The 13,944-nt window shown below is 34.3% G+C and carries 16 protein-coding genes; all 16 read left to right on the top strand.

The genetic code is table 11. From position 1 onward, the window contains the following. The first annotated feature begins 125 nt into the window (after positions 1 to 125). The 16 genes from upp (at position 126) to CAT7_RS00385 (ending at position 13,796) form a co-directional block, all read left to right on the top strand. Positions 126 to 755, top strand: coding sequence for a uracil phosphoribosyltransferase (gene upp / locus CAT7_RS00460; protein ID WP_007720720.1), 630 nt, complete (start codon positions 126 to 128; stop codon positions 753 to 755). A gap of 768 nt (positions 756 to 1,523) precedes the next feature. Then, positions 1,524 to 2,267 carry a F0F1 ATP synthase subunit A gene (gene atpB, locus CAT7_RS00455; protein ID WP_007720715.1) on the top strand — a complete coding sequence of 248 codons (744 nt, stop codon included), beginning with the start codon at positions 1,524 to 1,526 and terminating at the stop codon, positions 2,265 to 2,267. Positions 2,268 to 2,335: 68 nt separating this feature from the next. After that, entirely contained in the window at positions 2,336 to 2,548 is a 213-nt protein-coding gene (atpE, locus tag CAT7_RS00450) for a F0F1 ATP synthase subunit C (RefSeq protein WP_007720713.1), read from the top strand. A 106-nt stretch (positions 2,549 to 2,654) separates the two neighbouring features. Then, entirely contained in the window at positions 2,655 to 3,170 is a 516-nt protein-coding gene (gene atpF / locus CAT7_RS00445; protein ID WP_007720709.1) for a F0F1 ATP synthase subunit B, read from the top strand. Beyond that, positions 3,157 to 3,699 (top strand): ATP synthase F1 subunit delta, encoded by a 543-nt coding sequence (gene atpH, locus CAT7_RS00440; RefSeq protein ID WP_007720706.1) that lies wholly within the window; start codon positions 3,157 to 3,159, stop codon positions 3,697 to 3,699. Before atpF ends, atpH begins: the two co-directional genes overlap by 14 nt. Positions 3,700 to 3,723: 24 nt before the next feature. Beyond that, positions 3,724 to 5,271 carry a F0F1 ATP synthase subunit alpha gene (atpA, locus tag CAT7_RS00435; RefSeq protein ID WP_007720705.1) on the top strand — a complete coding sequence of 516 codons (1,548 nt, stop codon included), beginning with the start codon at positions 3,724 to 3,726 and terminating at the stop codon, positions 5,269 to 5,271. 15 nt (positions 5,272 to 5,286) lie between these two features. Next, positions 5,287 to 6,201 carry a F0F1 ATP synthase subunit gamma gene (locus tag CAT7_RS00430; RefSeq protein WP_007720703.1) on the top strand — a complete coding sequence of 305 codons (915 nt, stop codon included), beginning with the start codon at positions 5,287 to 5,289 and terminating at the stop codon, positions 6,199 to 6,201. Between the two features lie 18 nt (positions 6,202 to 6,219). Then, positions 6,220 to 7,626: a F0F1 ATP synthase subunit beta gene (gene atpD / locus CAT7_RS00425; protein ID WP_007720700.1), complete on the top strand. Its 1,407-nt coding sequence runs from the start codon at positions 6,220 to 6,222 to the stop codon at positions 7,624 to 7,626. A gap of 13 nt (positions 7,627 to 7,639) precedes the next feature. Continuing rightward, the gene (locus CAT7_RS00420; protein WP_007720699.1) at positions 7,640 to 8,062 is read left to right on the top strand and encodes a F0F1 ATP synthase subunit epsilon; all 423 of its coding nucleotides are present in this window, start codon (positions 7,640 to 7,642) and stop codon (positions 8,060 to 8,062) included. Between the two features lie 277 nt (positions 8,063 to 8,339). Then, positions 8,340 to 8,573, top strand: a complete 234-nt coding sequence (locus CAT7_RS00415; protein WP_007720697.1) for a DUF1146 family protein — start codon at positions 8,340 to 8,342, stop codon at positions 8,571 to 8,573. Positions 8,574 to 8,712: 139 nt separating this feature from the next. Continuing rightward, positions 8,713 to 10,023 carry a UDP-N-acetylglucosamine 1-carboxyvinyltransferase gene (murA, locus tag CAT7_RS00410; RefSeq protein ID WP_007720693.1) on the top strand — a complete coding sequence of 437 codons (1,311 nt, stop codon included), beginning with the start codon at positions 8,713 to 8,715 and terminating at the stop codon, positions 10,021 to 10,023. A 262-nt stretch (positions 10,024 to 10,285) separates the two neighbouring features. Beyond that, a complete protein-coding gene (gene mreB, locus CAT7_RS00405) occupies positions 10,286 to 11,278 on the top strand; it encodes a rod shape-determining protein MreB (protein ID WP_007720690.1) in 993 nt (330 codons plus the stop codon). A 28-nt stretch (positions 11,279 to 11,306) separates the two neighbouring features. After that, complete coding sequence (locus CAT7_RS00400; protein ID WP_007720687.1) at positions 11,307 to 11,510, top strand: DNA-directed RNA polymerase subunit beta; 204 nt, start codon at positions 11,307 to 11,309, stop codon at positions 11,508 to 11,510. A gap of 98 nt (positions 11,511 to 11,608) precedes the next feature. Next, positions 11,609 to 11,989: a hypothetical protein gene (locus CAT7_RS00395; RefSeq protein ID WP_007720685.1), complete on the top strand. Its 381-nt coding sequence runs from the start codon at positions 11,609 to 11,611 to the stop codon at positions 11,987 to 11,989. Positions 11,990 to 12,190: 201 nt separating this feature from the next. Then, entirely contained in the window at positions 12,191 to 12,526 is a 336-nt protein-coding gene (locus tag CAT7_RS00390; RefSeq protein ID WP_007720683.1) for a single-stranded DNA-binding protein, read from the top strand. Positions 12,527 to 12,926: 400 nt separating this feature from the next. Further along, complete coding sequence (locus tag CAT7_RS00385) at positions 12,927 to 13,796, top strand: 3D domain-containing protein (RefSeq protein WP_007720676.1); 870 nt, start codon at positions 12,927 to 12,929, stop codon at positions 13,794 to 13,796. Positions 13,797 to 13,944 lie beyond the last annotated feature (148 nt).

Here is a 13,944-nt window from a genome sequence, read left to right as displayed (position 1 = left end):
AAACTTTTAAAAAACAAAGAAGTAAGTAAAATATAAAAGAAAAGGGTCAAAAAGGTAGCACTAAGCGCGAATATCCTTTACAATAGAAATGTTTGAAAAATAATAAAAAATGAGGGCTGAATATAATGTCGAAAGTTCAAGTTATGGATCATCCATTGATTCAACACAAATTAACCATTCTTCGCGATAAGAATACCGGTACGAAAGACTTTAGAGAAGCAGTTAATGAAATTGCACGCTTGATGGCATTTGAAGTTTCTAGAGATATGCCTTTACAAGATGTAGAAATTGAAACTCCTTTAGTAAAATCGATTCAAAAAGAATTAGCTGGTAAAAAAGTTGCGATTATTCCAATTCTAAGAGCTGGATTAGGTATGGTTGACGGAATGTTAGATTTAATTCCTGCAGCAAAAGTTGGACACGTAGGAATGTATCGTGACCATGAAACATTAGAACCGGTAGAGTATTTTGTTAAATTACCATCTGATATCAATGAACGTCAATTATTAGTGGTTGACCCAATGCTTGCCACAGGTGGATCAGCTATTGCAGCGATTGATTCATTGAAAAAACGTGGTGCTACAACGATTAAATTTGTCTGTCTAGTCGCAGCTCCAGAGGGTGTAGCAGCTTTAGAACAAGCACATCCTGATGTAGAAATTTATACTGCAGCCTTAGATGAACGTTTAGATGAAAATGGCTACATCATCCCAGGTTTAGGTGACGCTGGCGATCGATTATTCGGTACAATGTAATACCAATAACAGAACAATTATATTTTACTTATAAGTGATACTAAAAAAAGTTTTGAACCCGAGTACTTTCGGTTCAAAACTTTTTTTTATTTATCTTTAGTAAGAGAACTTAAATTATAAAAAAATAACGAAATTATCATTCCATTCATTTTATTTAATGGATTTAAATGAAAAGCACAAAACTAATTAAATGAAATGACAAAAATGAGTAGGTTGTATTTTGCTTTTAGAAAACAAATACATATATCAAGGTATTTAAATAGGAAAAATAGCAAAAAAAGCGGATTTAGTGAAGGAAATAACAAATAAAAAAACTGATTAATATATTAAGACATAAAATAGCACCTTAAATTTGTCATTTGGATAAATGAGAATTAGACGAGAATGAAATTTGTCTAGTCAAAAAAACGTTCAGATTTTAGAATTTGAGCGATAATATTAATAGGGAAAACCGTTGAAAACGTTTAGTAGTAGTGATTTAATGAAAAATAAAATTGTTTTTCATTTTCTTTTGTATTTTAAATCGAATGGTGGTATGATAGCAAATGCCAGTGAAAAAAGAGAATTTATTTTAGGGATTAGTCAGTATTTTTTACATTCTAAAATGAATCGAAGTACATTTTACTTAATCCATTTGAATAGGAAAGAAAGCTAGTATATGCTAAAATGAGCATGTGAAATTAGTCGAAACAACAGTTTTCGCAAGACGTGTTTTTTAATTTCGCTGTTTGCAATTATAGATTTTAATTATGGAAAGAGGTGAACGTTGTGGATCACGAAAATCCGATTGTTACATTGTTTGGTTTAGATTTTAATGTCACCAATACAATCGTAACAGTATCAGCGTGCGTGATTGTGTTCTTGATTGCGTTTATTTGTACGAGAAATTTACAAGTAAAGCCAACGGGGAAACAAAATTTTATAGAATGGGTGGTTGATTTTACTGGGAGTATCGCTTCAAGTGCGATGTCCAAGAAACAATCAGAAAAATTCAGGCTATTAGGTTTTACTATTTTAACCTTTGTATTTGTTTCAAATATGATGGGACTGCCTCTAATGCTGATAATTGATGATTACCAAATGTGGAAAAGTCCGACTGCTGATCCAGTGATTACATTAACACTAGCAGCTATGGTAATCGTTATGACACATTATTTTGGAGTGCAAGAACAAGGAGTCAAAAACTACTTCATGAATAGTTTTGTTAGACCGGTTCCTTTCTTATTTCCAATTAAAATTTTTGAAGAGTTTACAAATACGTTAACTCTAGCTTTACGTCTTTATGGAAATATTTATGCAGGAGAAATATTACTTGGATTAATAGCTTCATTAGCTCAAAGCAAAGGAATATTCACTTGGATAGTTGGAATTCCTTTGGAAATGGCATGGCAAGGATTCTCCATATTCATCGGAAGCATACAAGCTTTTGTTTTTACAACATTGACGATGGTTTATCTTTCCCATAAGGTTGAACACGAAGAGAGTACAGAGCATACAAAAGAAGCATCTTAAGTTAATCAAACTAAGAACAGTTATTGAAGAAAAAATAAAATGATATTTATATAGGAGGAAAATGAATTATGGGTTTAATAGGAGCAGCAATCGCAGTAGCAGGTGCAGCAATAGGAGCAGCACTTGGTTCAAGTAAAGTTGTAGCAAAAACAATCGAATCAATCGCACGTCAGCCAGAAATGAAAGGTCAATTACAAACATTAATGTATATCGGGGTTGGTTTAGTAGAAGCCATTCCAATCATGGCAGTTGTTATCGCCTTTATCTTAGTTTTCCAATAAAAATAATTAAAATAATGAACGTTCAAAATTAACAGGTAGAGGAACACTAATCTCTCTGCCTGTTCTTTTAAAGCAACATTAAGGTTTAGGTGAAGGAGTGTGGGAAATGGGTAGTCCAATGGTTATAGGACAAATAACAGCTGGAGATTCAATCGTTACTTTAGTCTCATTTTTACTATTAATGCTGGTACTGAAGATGGTTGCTTGGAAACCTCTAATGGCAATGATGGAAAAAAGAGAACAGTTGATTGCAGGAAATATCGATGATGCTGAAGCAAAAAAGCTAGAGGCAGAGCGGTTACTTAAAGTGCAACAACAACAACTAGAAGATACACGTAACAGATCAAGTGCTATTATTGAACAAGCCAGAGATTCAGCTGACAAATTGGAAAGAGAACAATTGGCAGCTGCTAAAGCAGAAATAGCTCGATTAAAAGAAGAAGCAAAAAAAGCAATTGAGTTAGAAAGAAAACAAGCTTTGGCAAGTGCACAAAATGATATCAGTCGTCTTTCTCTTGATATTGCAGAGAAATTGATTGGAAAAGAATTATCTAATGAAGGGCATGCTGAATTGATAGAAGAGTATATTGAAAGGTTGGCGAATAGTAATGAAGTTAAATAGAAATATGAATAATCGCCAAATTGCAGAAACTTTTTATCAAGATTCTAAAGAAAAAGGAACACTTGAAGTTGCATTTGATAATATGATGGATGTTCGTCAAGTTTTAGAAGAAGTTCCTAATTTAGGATCAATTTTAGTAGATCCTCGCTTAGAAAAATACAAACGAGATCACATTCTTTCAGACTTGATTAAACAGTTTGGGATAAATACGCAAAGCTTTTTTCATATGCTGTATGATTACAACTTAATTAGTGATATTCGAGATGTCGTAAATGAATTTGAAAAAATTTATGATTACAAAAATAGAACAGTTGTTGCTAAAGTTTTTACAGCAGTCGAATTAACGGATGAACAAAAGGAACGTTTAATAGACGTTATGAAACAAAAATTAGATGCCAAAAAAGTATTATTGCATACTATTGTGGATAAACATGTTTTAGGCGGAGTCGTTATTGAAGCTGAAAGTCAAGTTTATGATGGCAGTATTCGTTCTAACTTAGAAGCATTAGAAAAGCAATTGATTCGATAAAAGAAGTTATGAGGTGAGTTATTTATGGGCGTAAAAGCAGAAGAAATTAGTTCACTAATCAAAAAGCAAATTGCGAGTTATCAAAGTGAATTAGTGATAGATGAAGTAGGAACAGTTAGCTACGTAGGTGATGGAATAGCTCGTGCTTATGGATTAGAAAATGCGATGTCAGGAGAATTGTTGGAGTTTGCTGATGGTACTTTTGGTATGGCACAAAATTTAGAAATAAACGATGTAGGGATTATTATCCTTGGAGAATTTACTGGTATTCGTGAAGGCGACATCGTCAAACGTACCGGTCGCATCATGCAAGTGCCTGTTGGAGAAGCAATGATTGGACGTGTTGTAAATCCTCTTGGACAACCAATTGACGGTTTGGGAGAAATTGTTACAACTAAAACTCGTCCAATTGAAGCTGAAGCTCCAGGAGTAATGGATCGTCATTCAGTTAATGAACCGCTACAAACAGGTATCAAGGCAATTGATGCATTAGTACCTATTGGTCGTGGTCAACGTGAATTGGTTATTGGTGACCGTAAAACTGGGAAAACTAGTTTAGCAATTGATACGATTTTAAACCAAAAAGGGCAAGATACAATTTGTATTTATGTAGCAATTGGACAAAAAGAATCGACTGTCCGTAATCAAGTAGAAACATTGAAAAAACATGGCGCAATGGATTATACAATTGTAATGACAGCAAGTGCATCTCAACCTGCTCCATTGCTATATATAGCTCCTTATGCTGGATCTGCTATTGGGGAAGAATTTATGTACAACGGCAAACACGTTTTGATTATTTTTGATGATCTTACTAAGCAAGCCGCTGCTTACCGTGAATTGTCTCTCTTATTGCGTCGTCCGCCAGGCCGTGAAGCTTATCCGGGAGATGTCTTTTATCTGCACTCACGTTTATTAGAACGTGCAGCAAAATTGAGTGATAAACTAGGTGGTGGTTCAATGACTGCTATTCCATTTGTTGAAACTCAAGCAGGAGATATTTCTGCGTATATCCCTACAAATGTTATTTCGATTACCGATGGACAAATTTTCTTAGAAAGTGACTTGTTTTACTCAGGTATCCGACCAGCAATTGCCGCTGGACTGTCAGTTTCCCGTGTTGGTGGAGCTGCTCAAATCAAAGCAATGAAAAAAGTTGCTGGAACATTGCGTTTAGATTTAGCGAGTTTCCGTGAATTAGAAGCCTTTACTCAATTTGGGTCAGATTTAGATGCAGCTACTCAAGCTAAATTAAATCGTGGTCACAGAACAGTAGAAGTTTTGAAACAAGGATTACATCAAACTATAAATGTTGAAAAACAAGTCATTATTTTATATGCTCTAACACATGGTTTCTTAGATTCAGTACCGGTAAGCGAATTAAGTCGATTTGAAGATGAATTGTATGATTTCTTAGATAATCAACATGCTGAAATTTTAACTGAAATCGTTGAAACTAAAGATTTGCCAAGAACAGAAAAATTGGATGCTGTTATCAATGAATTCATTACTAATTTTTTCACTAATTATATTGACTCTTCAATCGATACAAACAGTGGACAAACCAATTAAAGGCGGTGAAGAAGAATGGCAGCCTCTTTAAATGAAATAACAAAAAAGATAAGTTCAACAAAAAAGACAAGTCAAATTACAAACGCTATGCAAATGGTATCAGGTGCGAAATTATCTAAAGCTGAAGATACAGCTGCTGGATTTCAAATTTATTCTCAAAAAGTAAGAGAAATTGTGACTCATTTGGCTCACAATCAACTTGCTTTGATTGAAAACAATATGATAGGTACAAATTCTCCGTCTAATATCGACTTTCATGATATGTTGGTAGAACGTCCAATCAAAAAAACTGGATATATCGTTATCAGTTCAGATAAAGGGTTAGCTGGTGGGTACAACAGTTCAGTCATTAAATCAACAGTTGATATGATTACTAGAGACCATACTTCTCCAGAGGAATACGTATTTATGGCAGTTGGTTCAACAGCTGCTGATTTCTTTAAAGCCAGAGGAATGAATGTTGCGTATGAGTTGAATGACATCAGTGACCAGCCTTCTTTTGAAGAAGTACGGACGATTGCCAGAACAGCAACAGAGATGTACAAAAATGAAGTTTTTGATGAGTTGTACGTTTGCTACAATCATCATGTAAATACCATTATGTTCCAGTATAGAGCAGAAAAAATGTTGCCACTATCAGATTTAGATGTGGCAGAAACAAAAGAGTACAAAAAAGATTATATTTATGAACCTTCTAAAGAAGAAATTTTAGATATTATATTGCCACAATATGCTGAAAGTTTAATATACGGGGCTATTTTAGATGCAAAAGCAGCTGAACATGCCGCACGTATGACAGCAATGAAAGGCGCAACCGATAATGCTAAGACTATTATTGATGATTTAACAATTCGTTATAACCGTGCTCGTCAAGCAGCTATAACAGAGGAAATTACAGAAATAATTAGTGGTGCTTCAGCGTCTAAGTAAGTGAATGGAGGAAAATGAATGAGTATTGGTCATATTGTTCAAGTTATAGGACCCGTTGTGGATGTAGAATTTCCCATAAACGATACTATGCCTGAAATCAATAATGCTCTCATTGTTGAAAAAAATAAGAGTAAAAATCAAACAGTTGTCTTAGAGACAGCACTGTTGTTAGGAAATGGCGTTATTAGAACGATTGCAATGGAATCAACAGATGGATTACAACGTGGTATGAGTGTTATTGACACTGAAAAATCTATCTCTGTCCCTGTTGGTGAAGAAACGCTAGGACGTATGTTTAATGTTTTAGGAGAAACAATTGATCAAAAAGAACCATTCCCAGAGGATGCAAAACGTCTTCCAATTCATCGCAATGCTCCTACATTTGATGAATTAAGCAGCAATACTGCAATTCTTGAAACTGGAATAAAAGTTATCGATTTATTAGCTCCTTACTTAAAAGGTGGAAAAATCGGACTATTTGGTGGAGCCGGAGTAGGCAAAACCGTTTTAATCCAAGAATTGATTCATAATATTGCTGAAGAACATGGTGGAATATCTGTTTTTACAGGTGTTGGTGAACGGACTCGTGAAGGTAATGACTTGTACTTTGAAATGCAAGAGTCTGGCGTTATCAAACGTACAGCCATGGTGTTTGGTCAAATGAATGAACCACCTGGTGCTAGAATGCGTGTCGCATTAACTGGTTTAACAATTGCTGAATACTTTAGAGATGAAGTAGGACAAGATGTATTGTTATTTATTGACAATATTTTCCGATTTACTCAAGCAGGTTCAGAAGTATCTGCATTGCTTGGACGTATGCCTTCAGCTGTTGGGTATCAACCAACTTTAGCAACAGAAATGGGACAATTACAAGAACGAATTACTTCAACTAGCAAAGGATCTATCACATCTATTCAAGCTATTTATGTACCAGCAGATGACTATACTGACCCAGCGCCAGCAACTGTTTTCGCCCATTTAGATGCAACAACTAACTTGGAACGTAAATTAACTGAACAAGGGATTTACCCGGCGGTGGATCCATTAGCCTCAACATCTAGTGCGTTATCTCCTGAAATTGTTGGAGAAGAACATTATAAAGTGGCTACTGAAGTACAACAATTATTGCAACGTTACCGAGAATTGCAAGATATCATTGCTATTTTAGGGATGGATGAATTATCTGCAGATGAGAAAATTATTGTGTCTAGAGCTAGACGTATTCAATTTTTCTTATCACAAAATTTCCATGTAGCAGAAGCCTTTACAGGTCTACCAGGTTCATATGTTCCTGTTGAAGAAACTGTCCGTGGATTTAAAGAAATTATTGATGGACGTTACGACCATTTACCTGAAGATGCTTTCCGTAACGTGGGAAGAATTGAAGAAGTTGTAACAAAAGCAAAAGCAATGGGCTACTAGGAGGTGAAAATAGATGAGTGAAATGCAAGTGAATATTGTTACACCTGCTGGAATCGTCTACAATCACCGAGCAAAAAGAGTGATTGCTAAAGCAGTGGATGGAGAAATAGGTATTTTACCAGAACATACTCCTATCATCGTTCCTCTAACGATTAATTCTGTTCGAGTACAACGTGTTTCAATTGATGAAGAAGACTGGATTGCTGTAAACGGCGGAGTGATGGAAGTTAGAGATAATGTGTGTTCCATCATTGCAGATAGTGCCGAACGAGCACGAGATATCGATATCGAACGAGCTATGCTTGCTAAACAACGAGCAGAAGAAGAATTACGAAAAACAGAAGCCATTGAAAATAAGAACCATTCGAAACGTGCAGAAATTTCTTTAAGAAAAGCTGTCAATCGAATTACCGTGTCAAAACACACAAGGTTCTAATCTGAAAGTTAGAATAAAGCAGTTCGGCTGCGTTTATTCTAACTTTTTTTGTTAAGCTAAAATTATAGAAAAAAATTTTAGCTTAACAAAAAAAGTATTAGTGGAACGAAATGAACGAGATCACGTGTAAAAATGCCTAAACCACCTCGAAATTATTTTAACGACTTATCAACACTAAAGAACTTTAGTTATATTACAATTTGAAGACAAATTAAAGGTTTACTACCTTTTTTTATGGTAAAATTAATCAAAGTTAGTAGGAAAGAGGAAATATCAAATGAATTTTTTAGGCATGCAGTCTTTAATTACAATTGTTTCTCAACTGTTTTTTATTTTGCTTTCTTTCTGGGCTTTAAAAGGAGTACGAATAGAAAAAATAATTAAAAAAAATAATATTGGACAAGCTCGTATTCTTTATTTATTTGTGTCAATAACTATAGGATATGCAGTAAGCACTTTCTTTATGGACTTAATTTTAAATTCTAAGAATCTAATCTTTTTGTTTTATTAAGAATTAACTAATTTTGTTACAAAACATCTGTTAAGTTTGTACGTTCACCTAGCTTCGTGCTATAATATTAAATGTTGTCTTGTACTATTTACCTCACACAGTTGTGATAAAGGCAATGAAAATTTTGGAGGGATATTACATGGAAAAGATTGTCGTTCGAGGTGGGAAACACCTAACCGGATCAGTTAAAGTAGAAGGGGCAAAAAATGCCGTATTGCCTATTTTAGCTGCTACAATACTAGCAAGTAAGGGACAAAGTAAATTAACCAATGTTCCGATATTGTCTGATGTATTTACTATTAATGAAGTTTTAAGCCACTTGAATTTAACTGTTGACTTTGATCAAACTAAAAAAGAAATTATCTTAGACGCTACGAAAGAATTGCATTTTGAAGCCCCTTTTGAGTATGTCAGTAAGATGCGTGCATCTATTGTTGTTATGGGACCTTTATTAGCTCGTTTAGGACATGCAAAAGTCGCTCTTCCAGGAGGTTGTGCCATTGGAACGCGTCCGATTGATTTACATTTAAAAGGATTTGAAGCAATGGGTGCGGAAGTCCATATTGAAAATGGCTACATTGAAGCATTCGCTGATCAGTTAAAAGGAGCTCATATCTACTTAGATTTTCCAAGTGTTGGAGCTACACAAAATATTATGATGGCTGCTACACTAGCTAAAGGAACAACTACAATTGAGAACGTTGCTCGCGAACCTGAAATCGTTGATTTAGCTAATTTCTTAAATCGTATGGGAGCTAAAGTTATTGGTGCTGGTACAGAAAGTATCCGTATAGAAGGTGTAAGTGAGTTAACAGGTGTAGAACATAGCATTATACCAGATCGTATTGAAGCTGGTACATTCATGATCGCAGCAGCAGTTACTCAAGGGAACATTTATATTGAAGATGCTGTTGCTGAACACAATAAGCCATTAATTTCTAAATTGAAAGAAATGGGCGTTCAGTTTGAAGATGAAGCAAATGGATTACGTGTTATTGGACCTAAAAAATTAAAAGCAACAGATGTAAAAACAATGCCACATCCTGGTTTCCCGACAGACATGCAAGCTCAGATGACGATTGCTCAAGTTTTTGCTGAAGGAACAAGTACGATGAAAGAAACCGTATTTGAGAACCGTTATATGCATATGGAAGAGTTGCGTCGTATGAATGCTGAATTTAAAGTAGAAGGCCAAACATTAGTTATTTATGGACAAACGGAATTACAAGGTGCTGAAGTTGCAGCAACAGATCTTAGAGCAGCAGCTGCTTTAATTATTGCTGGTTTAGTTTCAAAAGGGTATACAAGAGTAACACATCTCGAATATCTAGATCGTGGATACTTTGAATTCCATAAAAAACTGCAAGCATTAGGTGCAGACGTGGAACGAATTCAAGAAACAGTAGAAAGTACAATGAAAGAAAAAGAACTTGAAGGTTTATTTGTTTAATAAAATAACTAATAATGAATTATGGACTAGACCATATAAAGGCCATTACTTTAAAAGTAGTGCTTTATAAGGTCTATTTTTTTTTTACGTTCTTCTGTTCCTAAGTAAAATTTTTTTAGAAAACGTTAAATTTAGTTAAATGTCTTAATTCTGCGTTTAAGATTGAAACGAGTTATGCTATAATAGTAAATTAGATGGCTACTTTATTTAAAAGAGAGTAGTCAATGATGAACGAACAAGAGCTTGAGAGGAGAAACAAGTAATGGCTAGAGATATAGGGATAGATTTAGGTACAGCCAATGTATTGATTCATGTTAAAGGAAAAGGCATTGTTTTAAATGAGCCTTCAGTCGTTGCAATCGATACTACAACAAAACGTGTTTTAGCAGTTGGAGAAGAAGCATACTTAATGGTTGGACGTACACCCGGAAACATTCGAGCAATTCGTCCATTACAAGGAGGAGTTATTGCTGATTTTGACATAACAGAAGCAATGCTAACTCACTTTATTAATAAATTGAATGTTAAAGGCTTCTTATCAAAACCAAATATTTTGATTTGTTGTCCTACAAATATAACAACAATTGAACAAAAAGCGATTATTGAAGCAGCTGAGAAAAGCGGCGGAAAAAATGTTTATCTTGAAGAAGAACCTAAAGTAGCAGCTATTGGAGCAGGTATGGATATTTTCCAACCAAGTGGAAATATGGTCATCGATATTGGTGGAGGTACAAGTGATATTGCCGTTCTTTCAATGGGCGGGATTGTAACTAGTCGCTCTTTAAAAGTAGCTGGAGATCAATTGGATAATGAAATTACACAGTTTGTTAAAAAAACTCATAAGTTATTGATTGGTGAACGGACAGCTGAAACAATCAAAAAAGAAATTGGAACAGTTTTCCCTGGTAAACGTGACGACTCAATGGAAGTTAGAGGTCGTGATATGATTACTGGTTTACCTAGAACAATCACAATTACTTCAGATGAAGTTCAAAAAGCTACAGCTGAATCAATGATGATGATTGTTCAACAAGCTAAAGACGTTTTAGAACAAACACCTCCTGAATTATCTGCAGATATTATTGATCGAGGAATAATTTTAACTGGTGGTGGAGCATTATTAGATGGTATTGATCAATTATTTTCAGAACAATTGAGAGTACCGGTATTTGCTGCTGAACAACCTTTAGATTCAGTTGCTTTAGGAACAGGAATCTTGTTAGAAAATATGACTAAGAAAAAACGTAAATTTTAACATTAGTTAATCAAAGTGAGGTAAGCCCATGACTAAAGAAAAAATAGGACTTCAAATTGCCACATTTATATTAAAAATTCTGCTTGTGATCGTTTTAATTGCTCTGGCTTTTATTATTGGAGCTATGATTGGTTATGGGGTATTAGGCGATGGAGATCCATTTGCTGTTTTTGAAAAAGAAACATGGGTACACATCTTTAGCTACTTTACAAAACCTACTATAGTTAACTAGTTTCATCCCTTGTACAAAATAAAATACTAAACACCTTGGAATTCTATTTTTCAGGGTGTTTTTTATCAAAAACACTATTTTTTTGGGAGAGGCTATCTATGTCCATTACAGTTGTACGGCGTACCGGTTTAATAGGAACTATATTGAAAATGACAATAAAAATAAATGGAGAAAAAGTCGCAAAAATAGCAAATGGTCAGACGTTAGAAGTGTCTATTCCTAACAATGTGGTTCAATTATGTGTTACACAATCTGGAGGCAAGAGTAATACCATAGAAGTTAAAGATGGTGAACAAGTTCAGATACAGTCCAATAAATGGAGTAATCGAATTTATACTTTATACTATATTGTTTTTACCATCGGCCTATTTTCTTCGAATCTATTATATAAGTCGATTGCTTTACCAGTAATGTTTGTGTTATTAATTGTTCTATTGCTTATTGTAAATGCTTTTCAACTGACTATTATAGATGACTAAACAATCAATTAGCCGAAAATCGTTGAAAAAAAAGTTAGTTAATCAAATAGATATAGAAGTTTTCCATAGAATAAACAGCTTGAGTAATAAAGTTGTTTTAATCTAGGGAGACTTTTTTTGTTTTTAAGGAGTACGCAAAAAAAGCAAATCAATCATAATTGCAGATAGTAAAAAAGAATACACTAAAAAGGAGGGGAAAAAATGAACACCATTGGCTTAGTTGGACGTTTAGTGAGAGAAGTAGAACTGAAAGATATTGGGGAAGATAGAGTTGTAATCAATAATACGTTAGCAGTAGCAAAAAAAGTGAGAAAAGAGAAAGGACCGCAAGCTGATTTTATTCCTATCGTTGCTTGGGGACAAGTGGCCAAATTGATGCAGCTTTATTGTGAAAAAGGGCATATGGTTGGTCTTACCGGAAGGATTCAATCAAGGTCATATGTCAATAAAGAAGAAGATACTATTTTTATTGTTGAGATGCTGGTAGAAGAAGTTCATTTTTTACAGAATAAAAAAATAGAAACCGTTACAGGTTGAAAAAGAAGAATGAATGATTTGTTACAAAATTGTAATAAAACTTATTTTAAAAATAAAAGCCAGCAAAGTAAGGAAGAATAAGAACGATAATGTCTTCAATTTGTAATATTAAAGAAATGAAGTGAAAAGCAGTAGGAATTATTGAACGAATAAGATGGGTTTATAATTAGAAAATAGAAAAGACTGAAATCTCGTATTATCGGTGTTTACAATGAAAAACAGCTGAATTATGAGAGAAAAACTTCAATTGAAAAAAGTTGAATATTCAGAATGATTACATTCATCTCAGTGAAAACGGTAATAAAAAAACTGGTGTTACAGATGTGTAATTTCAAAGTAACCTATGCCTATATCGTACATGGTAAGATATTTAGCGTACTGAATAGGAGGATATAATCCAATGAAAAAAATAGTTTTATCCATCATTGCTTTATTAACTTTAGCATTGGGAACAACTGGGATTACAAATGTTTTTGCTGCTCAAAATGAGAAAAAAGAAGACACATCAGAAAAAACTGAAATCAAAAAATCAGAAGAACGCGTAACAAAGACTGGCGTAGATTCTTTAATAGAAGATAGAGAAAATAACGAATCAACTGTCCAAACGTTAACAACAAATCCTATGTTTGAGGAGAGTGTTTTAGAACCGGTTAGTTTAGTGAGTAAAGCTAACAAGACTAACGCCGAATCAAAAAATACTGTTAACTATATAATAAAAAATGGCGATACGCTTGTAAATATCGCTGAGGCTTTTAAAGTTGAAGTTAGTGACTTGGCTGAATGGAATGAGTCAGTAACACAAGGTGACTCATTGCAGATCGATGAAATTATTAAAATAGAAACAGAATTAGATCCAGAATCGATTAGCCCTAAAAAGCTTACATGGGAAAAAGAAGAAATAAAAGAAAGTGAAGCCGCTCTTTCTGAAACGAAAGTTGAAACAGAAGCAATAGAAGAAACGAGTACCAGTGCATTAAATGATTCAGCTAAAAAAATAACCGTAGTTGCTACTGCGTATAGCCGAAATCAACCTTCGTTAACAAATATAACGGCAATGGGAATCGATTTAAGCAAGAATTCTCAAGTTATTGCTGTGGATCCTACTGTTATACCTTTAGGTACTAAAGTATACGTAGAAGGATATGGAGAGGCTATTGCAGGGGATACTGGTAGTGCAATCATTGGCAATCGAGTAGACTTGCATATGGAAAGCATGGATGCGTCATTTGCTTGGGGTATTCAAGAAGTCGAATTAACGATAATAGACTAATAGCGAAAGTGACTGGGATAACTGTCTCAGTCACTTTTTTAGTATGAGCAAATCCGTCTAGTCCACAAGAAACTATTTTTGACTAAACAATGAAGTTTATAAGATGATTTTGCAAGTAGCTTTAGTTGCAGTTGAAAAAATAGTATAA

Origin of the sequence: Carnobacterium sp. AT7, assembly GCF_000171855.1 — a bacterium.
GTDB classification, from domain to species: domain Bacteria; phylum Bacillota; class Bacilli; order Lactobacillales; family Carnobacteriaceae; genus Carnobacterium_B; species Carnobacterium_B jeotgali.
Note: the sequence above shows the minus strand (reverse complement) of the source record. Positions and strands in the feature narration are given on the sequence as shown.

Bases quoted from the DNA above. Each gene is read 5' to 3' on its own strand.
- atpE (WP_007720713.1), top strand. From the start codon at position 2,336: ATGGGTTTAATAGGAGCAGCAATCGCAGTAGCAGGTGCAGCAATAGGA.
- CAT7_RS00395 (WP_007720685.1), top strand. From the start codon at position 11,609: ATGTCCATTACAGTTGTACGGCGTACCGGTTTAATAGGAACTATATTG.
- murA (WP_007720693.1), top strand. From the start codon at position 8,713: ATGGAAAAGATTGTCGTTCGAGGTGGGAAACACCTAACCGGATCAGTT.
- CAT7_RS00390 (WP_007720683.1), top strand. From the start codon at position 12,191: ATGAACACCATTGGCTTAGTTGGACGTTTAGTGAGAGAAGTAGAACTG.
- atpA (WP_007720705.1), top strand. From the start codon at position 3,724: ATGGGCGTAAAAGCAGAAGAAATTAGTTCACTAATCAAAAAGCAAATT.
- mreB (WP_007720690.1), top strand. From the start codon at position 10,286: ATGGCTAGAGATATAGGGATAGATTTAGGTACAGCCAATGTATTGATT.
- CAT7_RS00385 (WP_007720676.1), top strand. From the start codon at position 12,927: ATGAAAAAAATAGTTTTATCCATCATTGCTTTATTAACTTTAGCATTG.
- CAT7_RS00420 (WP_007720699.1), top strand. From the start codon at position 7,640: ATGAGTGAAATGCAAGTGAATATTGTTACACCTGCTGGAATCGTCTAC.
- CAT7_RS00415 (WP_007720697.1), top strand. From the start codon at position 8,340: ATGAATTTTTTAGGCATGCAGTCTTTAATTACAATTGTTTCTCAACTG.
- upp (WP_007720720.1), top strand. From the start codon at position 126: ATGTCGAAAGTTCAAGTTATGGATCATCCATTGATTCAACACAAATTA.
- atpH (WP_007720706.1), top strand. From the start codon at position 3,157: ATGAAGTTAAATAGAAATATGAATAATCGCCAAATTGCAGAAACTTTT.
- CAT7_RS00400 (WP_007720687.1), top strand. From the start codon at position 11,307: ATGACTAAAGAAAAAATAGGACTTCAAATTGCCACATTTATATTAAAA.
- atpD (WP_007720700.1), top strand. From the start codon at position 6,220: ATGAGTATTGGTCATATTGTTCAAGTTATAGGACCCGTTGTGGATGTA.
- CAT7_RS00430 (WP_007720703.1), top strand. From the start codon at position 5,287: ATGGCAGCCTCTTTAAATGAAATAACAAAAAAGATAAGTTCAACAAAA.
- atpF (WP_007720709.1), top strand. From the start codon at position 2,655: ATGGGTAGTCCAATGGTTATAGGACAAATAACAGCTGGAGATTCAATC.